General features: G+C 70.4%; 22 protein-coding genes. 18 read left to right on the forward strand and 4 right to left on the reverse strand.

Translation table 11 applies throughout. From position 1 onward, the window contains the following. The first annotated feature begins 1 nt into the window (after position 1). The 4 genes from HUO13_RS24940 to HUO13_RS24955 are packed head-to-tail and all read left to right on the forward strand — an operon-like array spanning position 2 to position 3,493. Positions 2 to 937: an ABC transporter permease gene (locus tag HUO13_RS24940; protein ID WP_211897488.1), complete on the forward strand. Its 936-nt coding sequence runs from the start codon at positions 2 to 4 to the stop codon at positions 935 to 937. Continuing rightward, positions 934 to 1,836 (forward strand): ABC transporter permease, encoded by a 903-nt coding sequence (locus HUO13_RS24945; protein ID WP_211897489.1) that lies wholly within the window; start codon positions 934 to 936, stop codon positions 1,834 to 1,836. The genes HUO13_RS24940 and HUO13_RS24945 overlap by 4 nt, the downstream gene beginning before the upstream one ends. Beyond that, on the forward strand, positions 1,833 to 2,666 hold the full coding sequence (locus HUO13_RS24950; RefSeq protein ID WP_211897490.1) for an ABC transporter ATP-binding protein: 834 nt from the start codon (positions 1,833 to 1,835) through the stop codon (positions 2,664 to 2,666). The genes HUO13_RS24945 and HUO13_RS24950 overlap by 4 nt, the downstream gene beginning before the upstream one ends. Beyond that, positions 2,663 to 3,493, forward strand: coding sequence for an ATP-binding cassette domain-containing protein (locus HUO13_RS24955; protein ID WP_211897491.1), 831 nt, complete (start codon positions 2,663 to 2,665; stop codon positions 3,491 to 3,493). The genes HUO13_RS24950 and HUO13_RS24955 overlap by 4 nt, the downstream gene beginning before the upstream one ends. Here the strand turns inward: HUO13_RS24955 and HUO13_RS24960 are convergent, their stop codons facing one another. Beyond that, entirely contained in the window at positions 3,494 to 4,723 is a 1,230-nt protein-coding gene (locus HUO13_RS24960) for an RNA-guided endonuclease InsQ/TnpB family protein (protein ID WP_282974502.1), read from the reverse strand. Between the two features lie 116 nt (positions 4,724 to 4,839). On the opposite strand from HUO13_RS24960, the gene HUO13_RS24965 reads away from it, so the two are divergent. The 7 genes from HUO13_RS24965 to HUO13_RS24995 all read left to right on the forward strand — a co-directional run bounded on the left by HUO13_RS24965 (position 4,840) and on the right by HUO13_RS24995 (position 12,677). Further along, the gene (locus tag HUO13_RS24965; RefSeq protein WP_211897492.1) at positions 4,840 to 5,817 is read left to right on the forward strand and encodes an aldo/keto reductase; all 978 of its coding nucleotides are present in this window, start codon (positions 4,840 to 4,842) and stop codon (positions 5,815 to 5,817) included. A 131-nt stretch (positions 5,818 to 5,948) separates the two neighbouring features. Next, positions 5,949 to 6,722, forward strand: a complete 774-nt coding sequence (locus HUO13_RS24970; protein WP_211897493.1) for an HpcH/HpaI aldolase family protein — start codon at positions 5,949 to 5,951, stop codon at positions 6,720 to 6,722. Next, positions 6,719 to 7,903, forward strand: coding sequence for a sialidase family protein (locus tag HUO13_RS24975; RefSeq protein WP_211897494.1), 1,185 nt, complete (start codon positions 6,719 to 6,721; stop codon positions 7,901 to 7,903). The genes HUO13_RS24970 and HUO13_RS24975 overlap by 4 nt, the downstream gene beginning before the upstream one ends. Continuing rightward, positions 7,900 to 8,850: a phosphoglycerate dehydrogenase gene (locus HUO13_RS24980; RefSeq protein WP_211897495.1), complete on the forward strand. Its 951-nt coding sequence runs from the start codon at positions 7,900 to 7,902 to the stop codon at positions 8,848 to 8,850. Before HUO13_RS24975 ends, HUO13_RS24980 begins: the two co-directional genes overlap by 4 nt. Positions 8,851 to 8,861: 11 nt before the next feature. Next, positions 8,862 to 10,022 (forward strand): enolase C-terminal domain-like protein, encoded by a 1,161-nt coding sequence (locus HUO13_RS24985; RefSeq protein ID WP_211897496.1) that lies wholly within the window; start codon positions 8,862 to 8,864, stop codon positions 10,020 to 10,022. Between the two features lie 76 nt (positions 10,023 to 10,098). Continuing rightward, on the forward strand, positions 10,099 to 11,514 hold the full coding sequence (locus tag HUO13_RS24990; protein ID WP_211897497.1) for an Nramp family divalent metal transporter: 1,416 nt from the start codon (positions 10,099 to 10,101) through the stop codon (positions 11,512 to 11,514). A gap of 287 nt (positions 11,515 to 11,801) precedes the next feature. Further along, positions 11,802 to 12,677 (forward strand): NAD(P)H-binding protein, encoded by an 876-nt coding sequence (locus tag HUO13_RS24995; protein WP_211897498.1) that lies wholly within the window; start codon positions 11,802 to 11,804, stop codon positions 12,675 to 12,677. A 250-nt stretch (positions 12,678 to 12,927) separates the two neighbouring features. Here the strand turns inward: HUO13_RS24995 and HUO13_RS25000 are convergent, their stop codons facing one another. Beyond that, positions 12,928 to 14,304, reverse strand: a complete 1,377-nt coding sequence (locus HUO13_RS25000; RefSeq protein ID WP_211897499.1) for an FAD-dependent oxidoreductase — start codon at positions 14,302 to 14,304, stop codon at positions 12,928 to 12,930. Between the two features lie 48 nt (positions 14,305 to 14,352). Then, the gene (locus tag HUO13_RS25005) at positions 14,353 to 15,624 is read right to left on the reverse strand and encodes a cytochrome P450 (protein WP_249124025.1); all 1,272 of its coding nucleotides are present in this window, start codon (positions 15,622 to 15,624) and stop codon (positions 14,353 to 14,355) included. Between the two features lie 805 nt (positions 15,625 to 16,429). Here HUO13_RS25005 and HUO13_RS25010 point away from each other — a divergent pair. Genes HUO13_RS25010 through HUO13_RS25030 form a run of 5 tightly spaced genes read left to right on the forward strand, consistent with a single transcriptional unit; the run spans position 16,430 to position 22,511 of the window. Then, complete coding sequence (locus HUO13_RS25010; protein ID WP_211897501.1) at positions 16,430 to 17,977, forward strand: coproporphyrinogen-III oxidase family protein; 1,548 nt, start codon at positions 16,430 to 16,432, stop codon at positions 17,975 to 17,977. After that, a complete protein-coding gene (locus HUO13_RS25015) occupies positions 17,974 to 19,164 on the forward strand; it encodes a valine--pyruvate transaminase (protein WP_211897502.1) in 1,191 nt (396 codons plus the stop codon). Before HUO13_RS25010 ends, HUO13_RS25015 begins: the two co-directional genes overlap by 4 nt. Beyond that, a complete protein-coding gene (locus HUO13_RS25020; RefSeq protein WP_211897503.1) occupies positions 19,151 to 20,854 on the forward strand; it encodes a thiamine pyrophosphate-binding protein in 1,704 nt (567 codons plus the stop codon). Before HUO13_RS25015 ends, HUO13_RS25020 begins: the two co-directional genes overlap by 14 nt. Then, complete coding sequence (locus HUO13_RS25025; RefSeq protein ID WP_211897504.1) at positions 20,851 to 21,501, forward strand: SRPBCC family protein; 651 nt, start codon at positions 20,851 to 20,853, stop codon at positions 21,499 to 21,501. Before HUO13_RS25020 ends, HUO13_RS25025 begins: the two co-directional genes overlap by 4 nt. After that, positions 21,498 to 22,511: a 3-oxoacyl-ACP synthase III family protein gene (locus HUO13_RS25030; protein ID WP_211897505.1), complete on the forward strand. Its 1,014-nt coding sequence runs from the start codon at positions 21,498 to 21,500 to the stop codon at positions 22,509 to 22,511. The genes HUO13_RS25025 and HUO13_RS25030 overlap by 4 nt, the downstream gene beginning before the upstream one ends. A 5-nt stretch (positions 22,512 to 22,516) precedes the next feature. On the opposite strand, the gene HUO13_RS25035 is transcribed toward HUO13_RS25030, so the two are convergent. After that, positions 22,517 to 23,728 carry an IS110 family transposase gene (locus HUO13_RS25035; RefSeq protein WP_211897506.1) on the reverse strand — a complete coding sequence of 404 codons (1,212 nt, stop codon included), beginning with the start codon at positions 23,726 to 23,728 and terminating at the stop codon, positions 22,517 to 22,519. Positions 23,729 to 24,041: 313 nt separating this feature from the next. Between HUO13_RS25035 and HUO13_RS25040 the strand changes: the two genes are divergently transcribed. Together HUO13_RS25040 and HUO13_RS25045 are read left to right on the forward strand one after the other, a co-directional pair. Continuing rightward, a complete protein-coding gene (locus tag HUO13_RS25040; protein WP_211897507.1) occupies positions 24,042 to 24,302 on the forward strand; it encodes an acyl carrier protein in 261 nt (86 codons plus the stop codon). A 3-nt stretch (positions 24,303 to 24,305) separates the two neighbouring features. Next, a complete protein-coding gene (locus tag HUO13_RS25045; RefSeq protein ID WP_211897508.1) occupies positions 24,306 to 24,554 on the forward strand; it encodes a phosphopantetheine-binding protein in 249 nt (82 codons plus the stop codon).

The raw sequence follows: 24,554 nt of genomic DNA on the forward strand, positions 1-24,554 counted from the left end.
CGTGGTCCGCTACCTCCTGCGCAGGCTCGGGCTGAGCGCCCTGACCGTCTTCCTCACCGTCTCCACGGTGTTCGTGCTGATCCGGATGGCCCCGGGTGATCCGGCGACCTCCTACGCCGGACCGCTGGCCACGACCGAGGAGCTCGCGCGCGTCCGCGCGCAGCTCGGCCTGGACGCGCCGCTGACCACCCAGTACGCCGTGTTCCTGCGCGGCCTGGTCACCGGCGACCTCGGCACCTCCTACTCGTTCCAGGCCCCCGCGTTCGACGTCGTGGCCGAGCGGGTGCCCTACACCGTCACCCTCGCCGTCGCCTCGATCGTGATCACCGCGTTGCTGGCCGTCCCGCTCGGCGTCTGGATGGCGCGGCGTGCCGACACCCGCAGGGAGACCGGCGCGAACGTGCTCACCATCGCCGGGCAGTCGATGCCGGAGTTCTGGAGCGGCGTCATGCTGCTCACCGCCTTCGCCGTGGTCGTCCCGGTGCTGCCCGCGTCCGGGTTCGCGACCTGGGCCGGTCTCGTCCTGCCCGCCACCACCGTGGCGCTGTTGCAGATCGCCCTGATCTCGCGCCTGGTGCGGCGGGAGATGGGGGCCAACCTCGCGGCGCCCTACCTGACGATCGCGCGCTCGCGGGGCCTCCCCGAAACCGTGCTCACCTGGCGCTACGCGCTGCGCAACTCGTCGATCCCGGTGCTCACGGCGCTGGGGACCCGCTTCGCCGCGATGCTCAACGGCGTGGTCGTGGTCGAGGTGGTCTTCGCCTGGCCCGGCGTCGGTTCGCTGGTGGTGCGAGCGCTGGAGACCAGGGACTACCCGCTGATCCAGGCCACCGTCCTGGTCACGGCCGCGCTGGCGGTGGGCGTGCAGCTCCTCATCGATCTGGCCTACCCGCTGCTGGATCCGCGGGTGCGGCTCGGGAAGGCGGTCGCCCGATGACCCAGTCCACTGTGGAAGCGAGCAGGCCGAGCCGGGTCACGACGGACGACCTCGCCCGTGCCTCGGCGACCCGGCGGGCGAAGGCCGCGCGGGCCAAGCTCTGGGCGGGCGCGGTGTGCACGGCGCTGGTGGTCGTCCCGGTCGCGCTGGCGAGCGTGCTGCCGATTCCCGGCGCCGACGAGCAGAACCTGCACGAGCGCAGGCTGCCACCGCTGACCGGCGGCCACCTGTTCGGCACCGACCAGCTCGGCCGCGACCTGCTGGCGCGCGTGCTGCACGGCGGCCAGGTGTCGCTGCTCGTGGGCGTGCTCGCGGTCGTGGTCTCCGGGATCGTCGGGGTGCTGGCCGGCGCGGCGGCGGGCTACTTCGGCGGCTGGGTCGACGCCGTGGTCTCGCGGCTGCTGGAAGCGCAGATGTCGTTGCCGCTGCTGATGATGCTGTTGCTGGTGGTGGCCCTGTTCGGGCCGTCGGTACCGGTCATCACCTGCGTCATCGCCATCGCGCAGTGGCCGGAGGTGGCCAGGCTGACCAGGTCGCTGGTGCTGGTGGAACGCGAGAAGCCCTACGTCGACGCGGCCCGGGTGCTCGGGCTGAACCGGGTCGCGGTGCTGGCCCGCCACGTCATCCCCAACATCGCCAAGCGCGCGACGCTGGTCGTCCTGCTGCTGCTCGCGCAGGCGGTGCTGCTGGAGAGCGCGCTGAGCTACCTCGGCGCCGGGCCGCAACGCCCGTTCGCCACCTGGGGCCGGATCATCTCCGACGGCCAGGACTACGTGACGACCTCCTGGTGGCTGGTGACGCTGCCCGGCCTGGTGATCGTGGTCCTGGTCATCGGCGTCAACCTGCTCGGCGACGGCCTGCGGGACCGCAGCCCGGCCCGGAAGGGGGCAGGCGCATGACGACCGCCACCGGGGAGCCGCTGCTGACCGTCAGCGACCTCCAGATCGAGCTGATCACCGAGGCCGGCGTCGTGCGCGCGGTCGACGGGGTCTCGTTCGAGATCCGCACCGGCGAGACGGTGACGATCATCGGCGAGTCCGGTTCGGGCAAGTCGACGACCGCGATGGGCGTGCTGCGGCTGCTGCCCGACGACCTCGCCGTGCTCTCCGGCAGCGCCGTGATCGCCGGACGCGACGTCATCGCCGACCCGCGCGCGGTCCGCGAGGTGCGGGGACGCGAGGTCTCGCTGGTCCCGCAGGACCCGATGACCGCGCTCAGCCCGGTGCACACCATCGGCCACCAGCTCGTGCAGAGCGTTCGGCTGCGCAGGCCCGAGCTGCCCGCCGCCGCGGCGAAGGAGTCGGCCGCGCAACTGCTGGCCCAGGTCCGCATCCCCGATCCCGGCAGGCAGCTGCGCAAGTACCCGCACCAGCTCTCCGGCGGCATGCTGCAACGGGTGCTGATCGCCATCGCGCTGGCCGCCGAACCCCGGCTGCTCGTGGCCGACGAGCCGACCAGCGCGCTGGACGTCACGGTGCAGGCCGAGATCCTGGACCTGCTGCTGGAGCTCCAGGAGCACACCGGCGTCGGCATCCTCATGATCACCCACGACCTCGGCGTCGCTCGGCTGGTCTCCGACCGCATCCACGTCATGCGCGCGGGACGCTTCGTCGAGAGCGGCGAGGTGGAGGACGTCGTGGGCGCCCCTGCTCAGGAGTACACGCGGGCGCTCCTGGGGGCCGTGCCCGAACTCGGTCCCTGGGACGGATCGAACGGAGACCCCCGATGAGCGAACCGATCCTGGACGTGCGCGACCTCGTCGTCGAGTACCCGGCGCCCGGAGGAACGTTCCGGGCCGTGGACGGCGTCAGCTTCGCGGTGACCGCCGGGAGCACGCTGGCGATCGTCGGCGAGTCGGGCTGTGGCAAGTCCACCATCGCCCGGTCGCTGGTGCGGCTGCTGACGCCGACGTCGGGCAGCATCCTGCTCGGCGGGCGGGACATCGCACGGCTCGGGGAAAGGCAGCTGCGTCCGCTGCGGCCCCGCATCCAGATGGTCTTCCAGGACCCCTACGGGTCGCTGGACCCGCGGCTGTCCGCCGCCGAGATCGTGGGCGAGCCGCTGCGGCTGCGCGGCGTGCGCTCCAGGGCCGAGCGGACGCGCGAAGCGGCCGCGCTGCTCGACCGCGTCGGGCTGCCCTCGCACGCGCTCGACCGGCGGCCCGCGGAGTTCTCCGGCGGCCAGCGGCAGCGGATCGGCATCGCCCGCGCGCTGGCCAGCCGGCCCGAGGTCCTGGTGTGCGACGAGGCGACCAGTGCCCTCGACGTCTCGGTGCAGGCGCAGGTCCTCGCGCTGCTGCGGGAGATCCAGCGGGAGAGCGCGCTGACCTACCTGTTCATCTCGCACGACCTCGCCGTGGTCCGCGAGATCAGCGACCAGATCGTGGTGATGCGCAAGGGGTCCCTCGTCGAGCACGGCCCCACCGAGCGGGTGCTCGCCGCACCCGAGCACCCCTACACCCGCGCGCTGCGCGCGGCCGCCCTCGACCCGTCCACCATGCGGGGCCGCAAGCCACGCGCGGCCACCGCCACGACCGCCGGAGGAGCTGTCCGTTGACTACTCCCCGCCGTGAAGGGCGGGGATTCCCTTCCGGCTCGCGCCGGAAGGTTCCTGCTTCCCAGCCGACTGCCCCGTCCGGGAGGTCTCCCGTTGAGGTCTTACACCGGCTCCACAGGCCGACACCGCCAGCCCGGCGGCCAGAATGTTCTTCGCGGCGTTGACGTCCCGATCATGCCGGGAACCGCAACTGCCGCACGTCCATTCACGGATGTGCAGCGGCATCGACCGGGCCGGCCTGCCGCACGCCGAACACGTCTTGCTGGAGGGAAACCACCGGTCGATCACGACCAGCCCCCGCCCGTACCAGGCGGCCTTGTACTCCAGCATGGTCCGAAACTCCGACCACGCGGCATCGGAGATCGCGCGTGCGAGCGTGCCGTTGCCCAGCATGCCTCGCACGTTGAGGTCTTCGATCACGACCGTTTGGTTGTCGCGGACGAGTCGAGTGGTGACCTTGTGCAGGTGGTCCCGACGGCGGTCGGTGATGCGTGCGTGGACACGGGCGACCTTGTGGCGGGCCTTGGCCCGGTTGTTCGAACCCTTCTGCCTGCGGGCCAGCTCCCGCTGAGCCCTCGCCAGCCGGGCGCGATCCCGCTTCTCGTGCCTGGGGTTGGTGATCTTCTCGCCGGTCGACAACGTGACCAGCGAGCTGATGCCCGCGTCCACACCCACGGCGGCATCCGCCGGGGCGTGCTGTTCCACCGCCGTTTCCACCAGCAGGGACACGAACCACCGGTCAGCCGCGTCTCGCGACACGGTCACCGTGGACGGCTCCGCACCCTCCGGAAGCCGACGCGACCACACGATGTTCAACGGCTCAGGCATCTTCGCCAGCGTGAGTTGCCCGTCGCGGTACGTGAACGCCGAGCGGGTGTACTCCGCCGACTGGCGGGACTTCTTGCGGGACTTGAAACGCGGGTACTGCGCGCGCTTGTCGAAAAACGCCGTGAACGCGCCCTGCAGATGCCGCAACGTCTGCTGCAACGGCACCGACGACACCTCACCCAGAAACGACAGCGCGTCGGTCTTCTTCCACGCGGTGAGCATCGCGGAGGTCTCGTTGTAGTTCACCCGGCGCTGCTCGGTGAACCACGCGCGAGTCCTGGCATCCAGGGCGAGGTTGTAGACCTTACGGACACATCCGAACGTGCGCAGCAACTCACTGCGCTGCACACCGGTCGGATAGAAGCGGTACTTGTACGCCCGCTTCACCAGCGTCCTAGCCATGCCTCACATGTTTGCAAGCCAGTTCGTAAGAGCCGATCTCGGGTGATCAACCAACAACACTCGCGGTCGGCCCGTCCCCGGCCTGAAGGCCGGGGTATCCGCCGATTGGATTTCCGATGAAACCCACCCGACTGCCGGGAACCGACGTGCCGCTGTCCCCGCTCGTGCTCGGCACGATGACGTTCGGGGACACCGCGGACGCCGCCGCGGCCGGCCGGATGCTCGACGTCGCGCTGGAGGCCGGGATCACCGGGATCGACACCGCCAACGGCTACGCCGGCGGCGCGGCCGAGGAGATCCTGGCCGACCTGCTGCGTTCGCGACGCGACCGCGTCGTGCTCGCGACCAAGGCGGGCATCCCCCACCCCGACGCCGGGAAGCACTCCCCGCTGTCTGCACGCGGGCTCCGGGCCAGTGTCGAAGGCAGCTTGCGGAGGCTGGGCGCCGACCGCATCGACCTGTTCTACCTGCACCAGCCCGACCGTGCGGCGCCGGTGGCCGAGACGCTGACGACGGTGGCCGAGCTGGTCGCCGAGGGCAAGATCGGCGCGCTCGGTGTCTCGAACTACGCGGCGTGGCAGATCGGCGAGCTCAACCGCGCCGCCGACGAGACCGGAGCGCCCCGCCCCGTCGTCGCGCAGCAGCTCTACAACCTGCTCGCGCGGCGCATCGAGGAGGAGTACGCCGAGTTCGCCGCGGCCACCGGCCTGCTGACGATGGTCTACAACCCGCTCGGCGGCGGGCTGCTGACCGGCAGGCACTCCTTCGGGGAGCAGCCCTCCGGCGGCCGGTTCGCCGACTCGCGGGTGGCCGAGATGTACCGGCAGCGCTACTGGAACCCCGAGCTGTTCGAGTCGGTCGCCGCGCTCGCGAAGGTCGCCGACGACGCCGGCCTCGGGCTGACCGAACTGTCCCTGCGCTGGCTGGTGTCCAAGCCCGCGACCGGGTCGGTCCTGCTCGGCGGCTCGAAGGTCGAGCACCTGCGGGCCAACATCGCCGCCCTGGACGCCGGGCCGCTGCCCGCCGACGTCGTCGCCGCCTGCGACGAGGTCGGCGCCGCCCTGCGCGGCCCGATGCCCGCCTACAACCGCTGACCGGACAGCACGAACGATCTTTTGATCGTGGTCCTCAAGCGGCGAAGCCGCTTGGCCCACCCCCGACACCGGCACCGCCACCCGCACCGCAACGCAAGACGAGCAAAGAAGAAAACCGAAGGAGAGAGTCCATGACCGCGGCCGACTTCGCCCGCAGGATCCGCAACCGGGAGCGCGCCATCGGCTACTGGTCGGTGCTGGACGCGCCGGTCGCCACCGAGCGCATCGCGCGCCTGGGCTACGACTACGTCGCGCTGGACTGGCAGCACGGGCTGATCGGCTACGACGGCATCCTGCACGGCATGCAGGCCATCGACGCGGGTGGTGCGTCGGTCGGCATGGTCCGCGTGGAGGCCAACGACGCGGCCTCGATCGGCCGCGCGCTCGACGCCGGGGCCGGCGGCGTGATCGTGCCGCTGATCAACACCGCCGAGGACGCGGCGGCGGCCGTCGCCGCGACCCGGTACCCGCCGCGCGGCGTGCGCTCCTACGGCCCGATGCGCTCCATGCTGCGGATCGGGCCGAAGCCCGCGGAGGCCGACGATAGCACCGTCGTGCTGGCCATGATCGAGACGCCGCAGGGCCTGGAGAACGTCGAGGCGATCTGCGCGACTCCGGGTCTCGACGGCGTCTACGTCGGCCCGTCGGACCTGTGCCTGGCCGTCGGGGGCGCCTACCCGGGCGATCCCGAGGTCGCCGAGGTCTTCGAGGCCGCGCTCAAGACGGTGCGCGAGGTGGCAGCGGCGGCGGGGATCGCCGCGGGCATCCACACCCCCGAGGGCCGGGCCGCCGCGCGCAGGCTGGCGGAGGGCTACACCTTCGCCACGGTCGCCTCCGACCTGGTCCACCTGGAGAAAGTCGCCGCGGCGCACCTGGCGGCCGCCTCCGGAAGCGAGGACTCGTGACCACCGCCCTGCGCACCGACGGCGTGGTGCGGCCCGTCCCGGACGACCCGCACCGCCGCGAAGCGTTCCTCCCCGCCCCCGCCGTGCAGTCCCACGCCGCGAACCTGATGCCCCTGCCCGGCGGTGACCTGGGATGCGTCTGGTTCAGCGGGACGCAGGAAGGCGTGGCCGACATCGGCGTCTGGTTCTCCCGGCTCGCCGCCGGCGGGGACACCTGGTCCGATCCCGTCCCGCTCTCCGACGACGAGACGCGGTCCGAGCAGAACCCGGTGCTGTTCCCCGCGCCGGGCGGTGAGCTGTGGCTGCTGCACACCGCCCAGCACGCGGGCGACCAGGACACCGCGGAAGTGCGGGTGCGGACCTCCGGCGACAGCGGACGGACCTGGGGTCCGGTGCGCACGCTGGTCGCGGCGACCGAGGCGGGCGGGGTGTTCGTCCGCCAGCCGGTGGCCGTCCTGCGGTCCGGCCGGTGGTTGCTGCCGGTCTTCCGCTGCGCACGGCCGGAAACCGGGAAGTGGGTCGGCGACGACGACACCAGCGCGCTGCTGGTCTCCGACGACCGCGGTGAAACCTGGCAGCACCAGGAGATCCCGGACAGCACCGGGTGCGTGCACATGAACGTCGTCGAGCTCGACGACGGCTCGCTGCTGGCCCTGTTCCGCAGCCGCTGGGCCGACGCCATCCACGAGAGCCGTTCCCACGACGACGGCAGGACCTGGAGCGCCCCGGTACCGACCGCGCTGCCCAACAACAACTCCTCGATCCAGTGCACGCGCCTGCGCGACGGGCGGCTGGCACTGGTGTTCAACGCCAGCAGCGCGGCCGACGCCACCGAGCGGAGAACGTCTCTCTACGACGAGATCGACGACAACGGCGTCACCGGCTCCCCCGCCGCGCACGGCGGGCCGAGCCGCGCCTTCTGGGGCGCGCCCCGGGCACCGCTGACCCTCGCGCTGTCCTCGGACGGCGGGCGCACGTGGCCGGTCCGGCGGGACGTGGAGGCAGGCGACGGCTACTGCATGACCAACAACTCGCGGGACGGGCTCAACCGGGAGCTGTCCTACCCGTCGGTCGCCCAGACCGCCGACGGTGTCCTGCACATCGCGTTCACCTACCACCGCAGGGCGATCAAGCACGTGCGGATCGATCCTGACTGGGTGTCCCGGGGAGTCGCACGATGACCACCACCCTGATCACGACTCCGACTTTCGGGCGCTTCTCCCCGGAACCGTGGGAAATCCTCGACGCCGCCGGGTCCACGGCGGTGCGCCCGCACGAGACGCGGGCGATGCACGCCGACGAGCTGCTCGCCGGCGTGCCGGACGCCGACGCGCTCATCGTCGGCATGGACCAGGTCACCGCCGAGGTGATCGAGGCCGGATCCCGGCTCCGGGTGATCGCCAAGCACGGCGTGGGCGTCGACAACATCGACCTGGACGCCGCGCGGGCGCGGGGAATACCCGTGGTGTTCGCCCCCGGCAGCAACTCCCGCGCCGTGGCCGAGCTGACGTTCGGCCTGATGATCGCCGCGGCGCGCCGGATCGCGGCCGCTCACACGGCGGTCGTCGCCGGTGACTGGCCCAAGCTCTACGGTCCCGAGCTGGCCGGGCGGACTCTCGGCATCATCGGGTTCGGCCGGATCGGGCGCCTGCTCGCCGGATACGCCCAGGCCTTCGGGATGACCGTGCTCGGCTACGACCCCTTCCTGGACGACGGAGAGCTCACCGAGCGCGGCGTGCGTCCGGTGGGCTTCAGCGAGTGCCTGGCGGCGTCGGACTTCGTGAGCCTGCACCTGCCCGCCGAGCCCGGCAGGCCGCCCCTGCTGGACCAGCGGGCTCTGCGGACGATGAAGCAGGGTGCCTGTCTGGTCAACGCCGCGCGCGGCGGACTGGTCGACGAGACCGCGCTGGCGGAGCTGCTGCACTCCGGCCACCTCGGCGCCGCCGCCCTGGACGCGTTCGCCACCGAACCGCTGACCGACAGTCCACTTCGGACAGCGCCGAACCTGCTGCTGACACCACACATCGGCGCCTGCAGCCACGAGGCCAACCGCGACATGGGCGTGATGGTGGCCGAGGACGTGGCCAGGGTGCTGCGCGGCGAACTCCCCCACCACACGGCGACCTGAGGAGGCAGCGGATGAAGATCGAGCGCGTGCGCGTCGACAGAGCGAAGTTCGAGATGAAGGACTTCGCCAAGCACCCCACGGGTTTCTCCCTGGTGTACGAGCCCGGCAGCCGCAAGGAGGTCAGCGCCTACGCGGTCCGGATCTTCACCGACGACGGCGTCGTCGGCGAGTACGTGGGCGGCAACTCCGTCGCCGCCGCACAGGTCTCCATGTTCGGCAAGTACCTGGTCGGCAAGAACCCCTTCGAGCGCGAGCGCATCTACAACGACGTCAAGCGCCAGCTGCGCAAGTTCGACAAGATGGGCATGGGCCTGATCGACATCGCCCTGTGGGACCTGGCCGGGCGCGCGTTCGGCGTGCCGATCCGGACGCTTCTGGGCGGTTGGAAGACGAAGCTGCCGGCCTACGCCTCGACGGCGGCCGGTGACCGGTCCGGCGGCCTCGACAGCGCCAAGGCGTACGCGGACTTCGCCGTGCGGTGCAAGGAACTCGGTTACCGGGCGTACAAGCTGCACGTGTGGGACGACTACGAGGTGGCCGAGGTCGTCAGGACGATCGCAGCGGTGCGCGATGCGGTCGGTCCCGAGATGGACCTGATGCTGGACCCCGGCTGCAAGCTGGAGACCTTCGCCCACGCCGTGCAAGTCGGCCGGGCCTGCGACGACGCGAACTACCTGTGGCTGGAAGACCCCTACAAGGACACCGGGATCTCGATCCACGGCCACCGCAGGCTCCGCGAGCTGATCAGGACTCCGCTGCTCCAGACCGAGCACGTCCGCGGCCTCGAACAGCACACCGACTTCGTCATCGGCGGCGGGACCGACTTCGTGCGCGCCGACGCCGAGTACGACGGAGGCATCACCGGCGCGCTGAAGATCGCCCACGCCACCGAGGGCTTCGGGCTGGACGTCGAGCTGCACACCCCGGGTCCGGCGCAGCGCCAGCTGATGGCCTCGATCCGCAACACCAACTACTACGAGATGTCGTTCGTCCACCCGAAGTCCTCGGAGATCGGGCGCAGCCAGCTCGTCTACGCCGACGACTACCGCGACGGCCTCACCGCCATCGACGCCGACGGCTGCGTGCCCGTGCCGGAAGGCCCCGGCGTCGGCGTCTCCTACGACTGGGACGCCATCGCCGCGCACACCGTCGACACCGCCGAGTTCCACTGACCCGCCACCGCTCCTCCCGACACCCCGCCACTTCCCCGCACCCGGCAAGGACGCCGGGTGGAGAGGACATTGCGCCATGTCCAGAAAAGCCGCGACCGCCGCCCCGGTCGAGCACGATCCCTACGCGCTGCGAGCCGAAGACGTCCGCACGCCGCCGACGACGTTCACCGGAAGGCTGCGCCACCTCGGCCCCGGTCTGGTGCTCTCCGCCGCCATCGTGGGATCGGGCGAGCTGATCGTCACCACGTCGATGGGCGCCCGCGCCGGGTTCGCGCTGCTGTGGCTGGTGATCCTGAGCACCGGTGTCAAGGTGTGGATCCAGATGGAGCTGGCGCGCTGGACGATCCTCAACGGCAGGACCGCGCTGGAGGGCTTCAGCCACGTCGGCCCGAAGGTCGGCCGCGTCAGCTGGATCAACCTGCTGTGGATCGGCATGGACTTCGCCAAGATGTTCCAGCGCGGCGGGATCATCGGCGGCACGGCCGCGGCCTGCTCGATCCTGTGGCCGGTCTACGGCGCCGCGCTGAGCTTCCCGTCCCTGGTCGTCTGGACGGTCGTCGTGACCGCCAGCGGTGTGCTGCTGCTGCAGAGCGCCAGGTACAGCGTGGTCGAGAACGCGGCCGTGCTCTCGGTGGCGGTGTTCACCTTCGCCACCGTCGGGCTCGCGCTCGGCCTGCCGCTGACCGAGTTCTCCTACGGTGCCGGCGATCTCGCCGGCGGCCTGAGCTTCGCCATCCCCGCGGGCACGGTCGGCATCGCCGTCGCCATGTTCGGCTCCACCGGCGTCGGCGCGGACGAGATGACCACCTACACCTACTGGTGCCTGGAGAAGGGCTACGCGCGCTGGACCGGCCCGGACGACGGCACCGAGGAACGCGCCCGGCGGGCCGAGGGCTGGCTGAAGGTCATGCGGCTGGACGTGTTCGCGTCGTGGCTGGTCTGCACCCTGTGCACGCTGTCGTTCTACGTGATCGGCGCGGCGGTCCTGCACCCGCAGGACCTGGTGCCCGAGGGCAACGACATGATCACCACGCTGTCGCGGATCTACACCGACACCATGGGACCGTGGGCACAGTACCTGTTCCTGTTCGGCGCGATCGCGGTGCTGTACTCCACCAACATCGGCTCCACGGCGAGCGTGCCGCGGCTGTGGACGAACACGCTGGGGCTGCTCGGGGTCGTCGACTGGAACGACGTCCGTGCGCGCCGCCGCACCATCCGCATCCTGACCTGCTGCCTTCCCCCGTTGTGGGCGACGTTCTTCCTGTTCCTGCAGTCGCCCGTGCTGATGGTCCAGGTGGGCGCGATCGGCAGCGGGGTCTTCCTGCTCGGCGTGGTGATCGCGGTGTGGAAGCTGCGCACGACCGAGGTCGACCGGCGCTTCCGCACCAACCCCTGGCTGACCGTCGCCCTGGTCCTCAGCAGCACCGCCATCGCCACGATCGGCGTGTACTCGGTGCTGGAGGTCTTCGGCATCGGCTTCGGGGAGTAGCGGGGCGCGCGACCACCCGGAACGCGACCTGACACCTCGCACGGAAATCAGCCGAGAACGGGAACAGTGGGAAAGCACGCGACTCCGCATTCCTCCCGAAATCAAGATCGGCTTCTTTTGCGCCGCACCACCGCGTGGTAAGAATGGCGGATGGGGCCGCCCGGACGAGACCGGAGCGGATTCGTTCAACACCACCGGAATTGCCCGGTGGTGCGGTGCGGCGGAATTCCGGGTCCGCCACGTCGAGCACGATCCCGGAGTCAGCGATCACGAGGGGACGATGACGCATGTACGCGGTGCTCGGAGCGACCGGACTCAACGGCGGGCAAGCAGCGGCGGCGCTGCGCCAGCGGCGGCTGGCGGTGCGGGCCGTGGTCCGCGACGAGAGCCGCGGCCGGGCACTGCGTGAAATGGGCTGCGAACTCGCCGTCGCCGACATCGCCGACGTCGAAAGCCTCGCCGCCGCCTGCACCGGTGTGGACGGCGTCTTCGTCATGCTCCCGACGCACTACGACGCAACCGATGTCCTAGCGACCTACGACCACCAGATCGAAAAGATCACCGCGGCCCTGGAGATCGCGAAGCCGCCGCACGTGGTCGCACTCTCGGCTGAAGGCTCCGAGATCCCGCACGGGACAGGCCTGATCCTGACCACGAGAGCACTGGAGACGGCGCTGGGCGACACCGGGCTGGCGACCACGATCCTGCGCTGCCCGCAGTTCATGGAGAACTGGCGGTACGCCATCGAACCGGCTCGCCGCGACGGCGTGTTCCCCAGCTTCCTGACGCCACTCGAGCGACGGATCCGCATGGTCTCCGCGATCGACGTCGGCGAAGCGATCGCGGACGCACTCGAGGACCCCGCGGATTCCACGCGAATCCGGTTCATCACCGGCCCGCACGACTACTCACCCGCGGACGCGGCGCAGGTGCTGTCCGACCTCCTCGCACACGACGTGCGCGCGGTCGAAGTTGCCCGCAGCCAGTGGATGGGGCTGTTCACCGGCATCTCGGGGTGCAGCGCGGACGCGGCACACCTGCTGACCGACATGTACGACGCGTTCAACGCGGGCAAGCTCGGCGTCGAACCCGGTGCCGGAAAGGAACTCACCGGATCCACCACGCTGAAACGCGCACTCACCGAATGCCTCGCCGCAGGCTGACGCCTACGTCGGGCCGGCGGGGCGACCTTGTCGACCGGCCGCCGTCGGCACGTGATCCCGGCGGGAACGGCGCGCCACCGAATTGTGGCGCCGTTCCCCCTCTTTTACGGCTCGGCGCCTTCCGCGTTCCTGGTTCACCGAACAATTCGAACCCGCGGCGGAAGCACGTTCCGCGCGGGTTTCTCGATATTCGGATCGAGGGCGATCGCAAACCAGCCGGGGCAGGCGCCCCGGCTGGTTCACTCCCGAACTACGCGGCGACTCCCACTCCCAGCGCGTCGAGCACCTGGGCGTAGGTCGGCGCGCTCGCGGCGGCCTGGTCCTTGGCGCTCGAGGTGCCGATGGCCTGGATGCGCTCGTGGATGTCCGAGGTGTCGACCGTGCGGGTCAGCATGCTGACGTAGCGGCGGGCCGCCTGGCCGAGCTCGGGGTCGTGCTCCTCGGCGTCGATCATCAGGAACGGGTTCGGCGGCATGTCGGGCAGCAGGTGCTGCCACGGCTCCTCCTTGACCGCGGCACGCCACAGCGAAGTGCGCGCGACGTCCTGGACCACGACGTCGTCGAACCACGGGCGGACGTAGTCCACCTGCTCCTGCGTCGTGCGCACGTTGAGGGAGGCCAGTTCGCCTTCCGCGCCTTCGAAGGTCTCGGCGATCCGCACCGCGTGCGCGAGTGCGAGCGCGAGCCCGCGCCCGAACGTCGGGTCGGTGAGGCAGACCCGGTCGCCGACCGGGAAGTAGCCCTTCGGCGCGTCCGCTGCCAAACCGCGGAGGACGTTGCGCAGTCCCGGCATCGGGACCACCTCGCTGATCGGCGAGGCGTCGCCGTCCTCGAACCACGGCCGGAACGGCTCGAGCATCGCCACCACCCGGTCGAACGCGAGCGGGTCGCGCAGCTTCTTCATGGCGTCGTCCTCGGGCAGCCTGCCGATGTCGATCGAGAACGTGCCGCGGTCGTGGTAGAAAAGCGCCGCGCCGTAGCCGAGTCCGTCCACCACGCTGACCGAGCCGTACTGCAGCGGCGGCCGCTCGGCGCCGTCCCGCAGGACGTAGAAGCGGCTGTTGTAGACCTTGCCGCACTCGATGTCGGAGACGGCCGGCGTGAACCCCAGACCCAGCTTCGAACGAGCGCCGGTGGCGTCGAGGACGACCTCGTAGTCCCGCTCCCCCTCGGCGGTGCGGATTCCCCTGAGCCTGCCGTCGTGCACCTCGCCGAGTTGCACGGAAGCACCGGGGCAGTACCGGATGCGGCTCTCCCGCTCCCGCGCGCGGTGCAGCGCCCACTCGAGCGTGGTCCGGCGGGCCGCCATCATCAGCAGGTCCTCGTCACCGGGCGCGGTGGCCGCCTGCGGACAGCTGAAGGGCAGCTCCTCCACCCCGCCGGCGAGCATGTCCTCGTGCACGTCCGGCAGGTTCTGCCGCAGCAGCTTGCGGAACAGGCCGAGGAAGACGTGCGGGTGCTGGGTCTGCGGTGCTCCGGGCCGGTTCCACTGCTGCACGTCGTCCAGGTCGTCCGGCGGCGGGGTGTCCCTCTCGTAGAGGTCGACCTCGAACCCGCGGCGCGCCAGCAGGATCGCACTGCTCAGCCCGGCGACGCTGCCACCGACGACGGCAATTCGTGCAGCCATGATGCTCCTAATGTGATGGATGTTGTCCCCAGCCGGCTGGTGGCCGGATCAGGTCCCGGCCGGTTCCCACTCGACGAGCAGGTGCCGCGGGCCGTGGAAGGAGGCGTTGCGCAGGTAGCCGAAGTCCTGTCCTTCGACCAGGCGCATCCCCGGCAGCCTGCGGGTCAGCTCCTCGAGGATGATCCGCATCTCGAGCCTGGCCAGCGGCGCGCCGATGCACGCGTGGCTGCCGATCCCGAAGGTGAGGTGGCGTTTGGCGTTGGACCGCGCGATGTCGAGCTCCCCGGGGTCGCCGAAGACGTCCTCGTCGTGGTTGCCCGAGCCGATCACCAGCAGCACGCGCGCGCCCGCCGGGATCGTCACGCCACCCACCGGCACGTCGACCAGCGCCTTGCGCCGCCAGCACAGCACCGACGAGGAATACCGCAGGCATTCCTCGACCGCGTTGGGGATGGCCGACGGGTCCGCGCACAGCGACTCCCAGGAGGACCGGTGCGTCAGCAGGTGCCGCAGGGCGTTGGCGGTGGCGTTGGTCGTGGTCTCGTGCGCGGCGACCAGCCCGCTCATCATCATGTTCTGCAGGTGGTTGTCGTCGACCAGCTCGGGGTCCTCACGGTGCACGTCGATCGCGGTGGGGACCCAGCCCTCGCCGCCCTCGCTCTTGAGGCGCTCCACGAGCTGCCCCGACAGCGACCACCACTGGCCGACCTGGTCGGCGATCTCGACCTGGTGCTCCTCGGTCGGCCTTCCCCAGGTGAACGAGCCCATCTTGATGGTGTAGTGCCGGGCGCGGTCGATGTCCTCGTCCGGTACGCCGCAGACCAGCAACCCGACGATCGCGGGCACCTCCCACAGCAGGTCGTCGACCAGGTCGGCCCGCCCGCGCCCGGCGAACCGGTCGACGTAGCGGGTCACCAGGTCGCGGATGCGCCCCTCCAGCCTGGCGACCTCGTCGGCGGCGAGCGGGCCGGCGAGCGCGCGCCTGCGTCGCATGTGCAGCGGCTCGTCCTCGTTGACCAGGACCGGGCCGGGCGCGAAGTCGTACTCCGCGAGCCGCTCGCGGGCCTTGGCGCCCAGCGGGGTGATCGGGTCCAGCGCGTTCGACGCCGAGAAGCGCCGGGTGTCGCGGAAGATCTCCTTTATGTCGGCGTATCTGGTCACGACCCAATGGTCGAGTTCCGGGCTGTAGAACACCGGTTCCCGCTCGCGCGCCGCCTTCAGCACGCCCGCGGGATCCTGCTGGTAGGCCTCGCCGAATGGATCGAATTCTTCCGCGATCCGCGATATCGGGCAGCCTGCACCCACACGGGTTGCGTCCACCTGTAGCTCCTCCACCCCACCCGTTCGTTTACCCGAGGGGTCGACCGGGAGAAAGACGGTACGGAGATACCGCACCGTGATCAGATGTTCCCATGTTGCAGAGCCCTCCCCATCCTGTCAAGAAATTCGCGGCGACCTGGTCAGGAGCGACAATCCTTGACGATCACTCACGGGCGTGCTTAGGCTCCACCGGGTAGGCTCGAAGAGAGCCGCTGAACGTCTGGGGAGAACTGGGTGGAAAAGTTCGTCTTTGAACAATCGCGTTCAACCGAACAGCACCGGGCTAATTACCCGGAACGGAAGCAGCGCAATTACGACGAACGGGTGAGCAGCTGATGTAGCACGCGAAGCGGTGCGTCTTTTTCCGCACTTCGCCCTGTTTTAGCTGGTCAGCGAATCAGGGAGGAACACGAGCGGGCTCCCGGCGGCGACGTTCTCCACGAGTTCGCTGTCCTCTGCGACACCCTGTTCCCGGTCTGGCGAACCGGCGATCAGATCGCGGACCAGAGGATCGGCAGCCCCGTGGCGGTGCTGACCTGTTCGGCGGCGGCAACACGACAGGAACCGAGCGGAGAACTTCCGCTCAGCGCCACGACTCCTTTCGGCGGGAATTCAGCCAAAAGCCGTCACCGCTGCCCCTTCGTGCCGAGTTCGCGGATTTTCCGCGGTTCGGGCGCCGTGTCCGACGCTGCCCGAATTACGGGCCCGAGTGGGGCTCTGCCTTTTCTTGCCGAATTAGTTGAACACGCTACGAGTCGGTTGAACGAGATACGAGTCTGGCGTCACGAGACCGGAGGAGAACCCTGTGCGGCAGCCGAATGGATCGAGTTCCCCGGGTGCCGGCGATGCGCCGACAGTCCCCGGCTTCGCCGAAGCCGTCGAATACGCCGACCAGCAGATCCAGGCGATCGCGCTGGACGAGCTCCGCGCGGCGGGCGTGTACCGCACGCCGCTGGAGTACTACCTGGTGGGCACCTATCCGCCGCTGAAGTACCTGCACGACATCGGCGAGGACGAGGTCTTCCGGGGCGTCACCGCCTCCCAGAACCTCTACCTGCACATCCCGTTCTGCGAGCAGTACTGCACCTTCTGCCACTTCTACAAGGAGATCAACGCCGAGCAGTCCTGGGTGGACCGCTACGTCGCGGCGCTGCTGGACGACATCTCGGCGGTCGGGCAGCGGGTGTCGGCGCAGAGCCCGCAGGGCCTGAACGCCTCGTCGGTCTACTTCGGCGGCGGCACCCCCTCCTACCTGCGGGCCCACCAGATCACCCGGCTGTTCGAACACCTGTGGAAGAACGTCCGCACCAGTCCCGACACCGAGATCACCTTCGAGCTGCACCCCGGTGTGGTGCGCCAGCCCGACTACGAGGACCGGCTCGACGCGATCGCCGCGGGCGGCGTCAACCGCTGGGTCTTCGGCATCCAGTCGATGGACCCCGACGTGCTGGTCAAGCTCAACCGCGGGCACGGCAGGGACGAGGTCTACCGCCTGCTCGGACTGCTCGAGCAGCGCGGGATCGACAACCTCAACGTCGACCTCATCTTCGGGCTCCCGCTGCAGAACCTGCGCAACTGGTACGACACGCTCACCGAGCTGATGGCCGCGGGGATCGAGAAGTTCAACATCTTCCCGCTGATGTTCAAGCGCTCGGACCCGATCACCCGGCAGTACATGCGCAACCCCGAGCTGTTCCCGGACGCCACCGACCGGCTGCGGATGCACTACATGGCCGAGTTCGTGCTGAGCTCGGCGGGCTTCGTCCGCGGCCCCGTCTTCTACTACGCCAAGGGCCGGGTGCACTCGCAGCAGCAGCAGAACAAGTTCGACTCCATCGAGGAGGACAATCTCGTCGCGCTCGGGGTGAGCGGGTTCGGCTACATCGGCGGCACGCAGTACTACAACCTGTGCGACAACCGGCAGTACGTCGAGGCCATCGCCGAAGGCAGGGCGCCGGTGTGGCGGGGCCACACGCTGCCGAACGAGGAGCGCGCGCGGCGGGCGGTCATGTTCGGGATCCGCTCCGGTGGCGTGGACTTCGACGCCCTGGGCCGGCATTACGAGATCGACGCCAAGGCGCTGTTCTCCGCCGAGATCGCCCGGCTCGAGCGGCTCGGGCTGGTCACCGTCGACGGCTCCCGGATGACGCTGACCGACCTGGGCTGCACCTTCGTCGACGGGATCGGCTACCTGTTCGCCAGCGACGAGGTCACCTCGCACGTCGCCGAGGCCAACGAGCTCATCCTGTCGCCCTCGCAGGACCCGGTGGACCGCTACGACTACTCGCCGATCGGGCGGCTGGACCTGCCCGGCGGCATCGCCGACCACTACCGGGACGGTGTCCGCGCATGACCACGGCCAGTGCGGCGGCGATCGAGCAGTGGCAGGACGTCGTGCCCTACCTGCTCGACGTCGACGGCGGACGGCACAACCTGGCCACCGGCATGCCGCTCGAGCTGCCGTCGATGTCGGCGGCGGTGCGGGCGGCGTTCCGCGCCGCCGTGGACGACCCGGGCTTCTCCAGCCGGGTGGCCCGGTACCACGGCGTGCTCGGTGACGAGGTGCTGCGCGAGCAGCTCGCGGCGCTCTACGGCGAGCGGTTCGCGCTGCCGGTCTCCAGCGCCAACGTGCTGGTCACGCCGGGCGCCCAGGCCGCCTTCCACGCCGTGTCGGCGCTGATGGCCCGGCGCGGCCGCAAGGTGCTGTTCTTCGGGCCGGAGTACCCGGGCTACCGCACCCACCAGGATGTCCGGTACGAGATGGTGCACTCCGACGTCGTGGCGGAGGGCGAGCACGAGTTCCGCTACGTACCGCCTCGCGGCGCGCTCGACTCCGACGTCGGCGCGGTCGTGGTGTCGCGGCCGAGCAACCCCGCGGGCAACGTGATCTCCGACGAGGCGCTGGGCGAGCTGCTGCGCGAGTGCGCGGCCGTCGACGCGCTGCTGGTCGTCGACAACGCCTACGCGCCGGTCATCCCGGGCCTGGCCTTCCGCGAGCTCGGCATGCCGTGGGCGCCGAACGTCGTGCTGGTGCAGAGCTTCTCGAAGGGCGCGCTCGCCGGCGAGCGGATGGGTTTCGTGCTCGCGCCGGAGCCGGTCATCGAGATGTTCGCCGAGCTGCAGGCGCAGGTGGCCACGTTCCCGCCGCAGCTGGTGCAGCTGGTCGCGTCGATCCTGCTCCGCGACGACCACTACGTCGGGTTGTGCGAGCGCGACCTGCGCGAGCGGTACCGCGAGCGCCACCAGCTCGTCGGCGAGGTCCTGCACGCCCGGATGGAGGTCCCGTTCCTGCTGCACGCCTCCGACGGCGGCCAGTTCCGCTGGCTGCACCTGCCGGAGCTGCGCACGTCCACCTCGGAGCTGTTCCACGAGCTGAAGGACCGCGGCGTGCTGGTGGCGCCCTCCGCCCCGTTCTACCTGCCGCACCTGCACCGGGAGCCGCACGCGCGCACGAGCGTGCGCATCGGCGTCACGGCGTCGGACGCCGAGATCGAGCAGGGTCTGGCGATCTTCGCGGAGGTGGTCAATGCGGGACGCTGACAACGGCGCGCGCACCCGGGTGGTGGACCGCATCGTCGACTACCTGGACTCGGCCGGCGTACGCCACGTCTTCGGGGTGCACGGCGCCAACGTCGAGGACCTCTACGACGCGATCCACCGCTCCCCCGGCCGGATGCGGGGCGTCATCGCCAAGCACGAGTTCTCCGCCGGCGCGATGGCCGACGGCTACCACCGGGCGAGCGACCGGCTCGCAGTCGTCGCGACCACCTCCGGCGGGGGTTCGCTGAACCTGGTGCCGGCACTGGGCGAGGCATACGCGTCGGGAGTGCCGGTGCTCGCGCTGATCGGGCAACCGCCGACCTCCCTGGAGGGGCGCGGCGGGTTCCAGGACCAGAGCGGTCTCGGCGGGTCGCTGGACGGCCCGGCGCTGTTCTCGACGGTCTCCCGGTTCTGCGAGCGGGTCGACAAGCCCGACGCGATCGCCGACCTGCTGCCGCGCGCGGTGCGGGCGGCGCTGCGCGAGGGCGGTCCCGCGGTTCTCCTGCTGCCCAAGGACGTCCAGCAGGCCGCGGCGACGGCCGAACCGCCCGACCTGGACGAGGACGCCACCGAGCCCGAGGACTTCGGCGAGCGGGTGTGGCGCGTGCTCGAAGGGGCGCGGCGCGGCGGGCCGACGCTGATAGTCGCGGGCTCCGGCGTGGTACGCGCGAACGCACGCGCGGCGCTGGCGCGCTTCGCCCGGAGCCTGGGCGCGTGGGTGGCCGTCGAACCCGACGCCAAGGACGTCTTCGACAACCACCATCCGAGCTTCGTCGGCGTGGCCGGGGCCAACGGCCATCCCAGCGTGCGGCACTGCCTCCAGCGCGCGAGCACCGTGATCCTGGCGGGAACGCGCTTCCCGCAGGTGGCGCGCGCGGGCCTGGAGGACGCCCTGTTCGGGCGCACGATCGTGTGCTTCGACCGCGCCCCCGCCTACGTCGCCGACGAGCTACCTGCACTGCAGGTCGGCGGCGACCTGCGGGCGAGCCTCTCGCGGGCCACCGAGCGGCTGGAAGGGCTGCCCTGCGCCCGGCCGGCGACCCCGCCGCACGACGGCCTGCACTACCTGCCGCACGAGCGGTCGCAAGGCTCCCGGATCGCGCTGCGCGAGGTGGTCGAGACGATCGCGGCCGCGGTCCCCGCCGAGGCGACCGTGGTGTCCGACGCGGGCAACACCGGATGCGGGGTGCTGCACTTCCTGCCCGCGCCCGCCCGCGGCCGGTACCTGCTGGCGCTCGGCATGGGCGGGATGGGCTTCAGCTTCGGCGCCGGGCTGGGCGCGGCGTTCGCCACCGGTGAGCGCACCTACGTGCTGGCAGGCGACGGCTCGTTCTTCATGCACGGCATGGAGGTGCACACCGCGATCGAGCACGACCTGCCCGTCACCTTCGTGGTCTTCAACAACAACTCGCACGCGGCCTGCAAGTCGCGGGAGGAGCTGTTCTACGACAGCGGCCACACGTTCAACGAATTCCGCAGCAGCGACATCGGCGCCGGTGTCTCGGCCATGTTCCCCGGCCTCCGCGCGACGACGGTCCGCGGGCTGGAGGAACTACGCGCGTTCCTCGCCGAGACCGGCAGGACCCGGGCGCCCTGCCTGGTGTCGGTCGAGATGCGCCGCGACGAGATGCCGCCCTACCTGCCGTTCGTCCCCGCAGAACCCGCGACCGAGAGGACATCGCCGAAGTGAGGGCTTCCGAGCAAGACCTGTCCGCCATCCCGGGCCTGGCCCGGTGCGAGAGCCTGCCGATGGACGTGATCGTCAAGCAGGCCCACGAGAACACCAAGGAGTCCTACTCCCACGAGGAGGTGTACGGGGACTACTGCACCCTGCACACCTACATCGACTGCCCGCCTCGCGACGTCTTCGATTACCTGGCCGACATGTACAGCCAGGAGGAGTACACCTACAGCGTCCGCGGGCTGGAGCCGGTCGACGGCACCGGGCTGCACGTCGGCTGGGACCGCGTGGACCCGCAGACCCGCATCTACGTGCGGATCGAGTCGAACCCCGACGCGCTCACCGTCGACTACCACGCGGCGTGGGACCAGGGCGACGACCTGTGGATGATCTACCTCTTCCGCGTGCTGCCCGCCGAGCTGGTGCTGCGCAAGCCGGGTTCGGTGCTGCTGATGACCAACTGCCACCACCCGTACTACACCGACAACCCCTACCCGGAGGCGGCGCCGAGCCCGTCGCGCCCGTGGGTGGGCGAGCTCTGGCCGTTGTTCAACGCCGGGCACCGGATCGAGATGGACAACGTCAAGGCGATCCTGGAACACCGCCACCGCAACGGCATCCCGATCGTCGACGCCGACGCGGGAGCCGCGCGGTGAAGCCCGTCAGCCTCATCGACGTCGCCAGCTACCAGCCGCAGAACCGGGTGGGCCGGGAGTACTTCGAGCGGTACTCGCGCGCGGACGACCCGCTGCTGCGCAACCCGATGTTCCGCCCGCCCGAGTACCGGCACTACGCCTCGCGGGAGCAGACCGGGGCCGACCTCATCGAGCAGGCCGCGGCGGCGTTCACCGACCGGCACGGGGCGGACGCCCTGCGCGAGGTGGACGTGCTGATCACCTACAACGCGCTGCCCGACGTGCCGTTCCTGGGGTCCGGTGCCGAGGTCGCGCGGCGGCTCGGCTGCCGGCCCAGGTCGGTCATCGATGTGCACAACGGGCACTGCGTGGTGTTCCCGTACATGCTCGACCTCGCCAGGAAGCTGCTCCAGGACGACGGCGCGAACACCGCGCTGCTGTGCGTCTCCCAGAACGCGGGCAAGATCTTCACCCAGCCCGGCGTGCGGACCTCGGCGCACGCGTCGGTTCCGGGCGACGGCGCGGCGGTCGCGCTCGTCGCTGCCTCCGACGAGTCGCCGGTCCTGGCGACCGAGGTGCACCACTACCCGGAGTACGCCCCCGACGTGAACATCACGCTGGAGGACGGGCGGCTGTACTGGGAGCCCGGCAGCTCGGAGATGGACGTCGGCTTCGACAACACCAAGGCGCAGAACGTCATCGAGCGCGGGACCAAGATCCTGCCCGAGGTCGTCCGCGCCCTGTGCGGGCAGATCGGCGGCGGACCCGACGACATCGACCTGCTGGTCACCAACCAGCCGAACCGGCTGCTGCTGCGCAACTGGGCCAGGGAGCTGGGCGTCGACGCGTCGCGGCAGTTCGACACCTTCGACTCCTACGGCAACCTCTTCGGCGCCGGAGTGCCGGTGAGCCTCGACCACGCCCTGCGCGCCGGCCGGGTCGCCCCCGGCTCGCTGGTGGTGCTCGCCGGTTTCGCCGGGGCGGGCGAGATGGCCGCGGGCGCGGCCATCAGGTGGCGGGAGTTTCAATGATCGTGTCAAGCCGCGTTGTCCTGGGTCGGCGGTGTGATCTGGAAGGTGCGGCCGTCGCGCAGCAGTGCCCAGATCACGTCGACCAGGCGACGAGCGAGCGCGATCAACGCCTGGGTGTGCCGTTTCCCCTCGCCACGTTTGCGCTGGTAGAAGGCACGGGAAGGACCTTCGGGGCGGATCGAGGACAGCGCGGCGAGGTAGAACACCCGCCGCAGCCCGCGGTGGTAACGCTTCGGGCGGTGCAGGTTACCGCGGACGCGCCCGGAGTCACGCGGGACGGGAGCCAGACCGGCGTAGGCGGCCAGGCGGCCAGAGCTGCCGAAGGTGGCCAGCAGGTCGCCGCCGGTGTCGGCCAGCAGCTCGGCGCCCAGGATCGGACCGAAACCGTCGACGCTGGTGATCCGTTCGGCGTCGGGGTGGGCCTCGAAGCGTTCGGCGAGCTGCTTGTCGAGGTCTTTGATCTCCCGGTCCAGCTCCAGCAACTGGCGTGCCAGCCGGGCAATCAGCGGCGCCGTGACCTTTTCCGTGGGCAGGGCAACGGTTTGCTCACCCGCGGCCGCCCACGTTTTGTCCACGATGGACGGGATGCTGCGGGTGTGGGCCTGGTGCTCGGTCAGGTAGGACCGCAGGCCGTCCGGCCCGGCGGTGCGGATGCCGTCGGGGGTCTGGAACCCGGTCAGCAGGATCAGCGCGGAGCGGGTGGAGAAGTCGAAGGCCCTCTCCAGCGAGGGAAAGATCGAGGCCAGCAGTTCGCGGATCCGGTTGATTCCGCGCACCCAGTCGGCCATGAGGTCCTCGCGGCGGGCGGTGAGCACACCCAGATCGGAGACGATGTCGTTTGGGCTGGTCACCGGGGTCAGGTCCCCGCGCATGCGGGCGGTTTCGGCGATGGTGCGGGCGTCTTTGGCGTCGGTCTTGCCCTCGCCGGCGAACGCGCCGGCCATCCGGTTGACCAGCCGCCCGGGCACGTAGACCACCGGCTGCCCGGTGTCCAGCAACAGCGTCAGCAGCAGGCCGGCGGCGCCGGAGGTCATGTCCACCGCCCAGACCACCTGGCCGGCCTTCTTGGCGGTGCGGGCGATCAGCCCCTCGATCGCGACCTGACTGTTGGTGACCTTCTGGCTGAACACGACCTTGCCGGTTTCGTCCACCACGCAGGCATCGTGGGTGTGTTTGCCGACATCGATGCCTGCCCAGACGATCTCGCGGACCTTCACCGGGCCCGTCCTCCCGTCATCCCAGCTCAACCCCGTGGACGACCCCGCCAGCAGCTCCATAAACAGCGACCGTGCGCACAGATTTCAATCAGCGGCCAGGGCGTCCAGAACAGCAGGGCGGCCACTCCTTCCAAGCCACCCAACGGCAAGAAGACATCAGCCACACCCCGCCGTCCTGGGCATCCAGAACACCACGTCCTGAACACCAACGATCTTATGGAGAAGGCATGACCCGGGCGCGGCTCGTCTCTGCGCGACGAGCCGCGCCCGTTCGAGAAAACCCCATGCGGACAACGGATCAGGAGGACCAGCGATGAGCAGCGGAACCCAGGCGGAAGGCTCCGGCAGGACCGCGGAGGGCGCGGCGCTCGACCTGCTCGGCGAGGTGCTGTACGTCGAGGCGGGCAAGATCGACCTGGACGCCGGCTTCACCGAGCTGGGCCTGGACTCGATCCTGGCCGTCGAATACGTGTCGATGCTCAAGAGCGAGCTGGGCGTCGAGCAGACCGTCGCCGCGCTCTACGAGCTGGGGACGCCGCGCGCCCTCTTCGCCGGCATCGCCGCCCAGGCGTAGCCGATGACCAGGGACGAGGTGTTCGCGGTCGTGCGCGAGAACATCCTCGCGGTGCGCTCGGAAGTCGACCCCGCCGAGATCCGCGAGGACCGCAGCATGCACGACCTGGGCTGCGACTCGCTGGACCGGATGGACGTGGTCGTCGGTTCGCTCGACCAGGTCGGCCTGGAGCTGCGCCCGGAGCGGTTCGCGGGCGTGCGCGACATCGGCGGCCTGGTCGACGTCCTGCTGGAAAACGTCAACGAGTCGTAA

Origin of the sequence: Saccharopolyspora erythraea (assembly GCF_018141105.1) — a bacterium.
GTDB lineage: Bacteria > Actinomycetota > Actinomycetes > Mycobacteriales > Pseudonocardiaceae > Saccharopolyspora_D > Saccharopolyspora_D erythraea_A.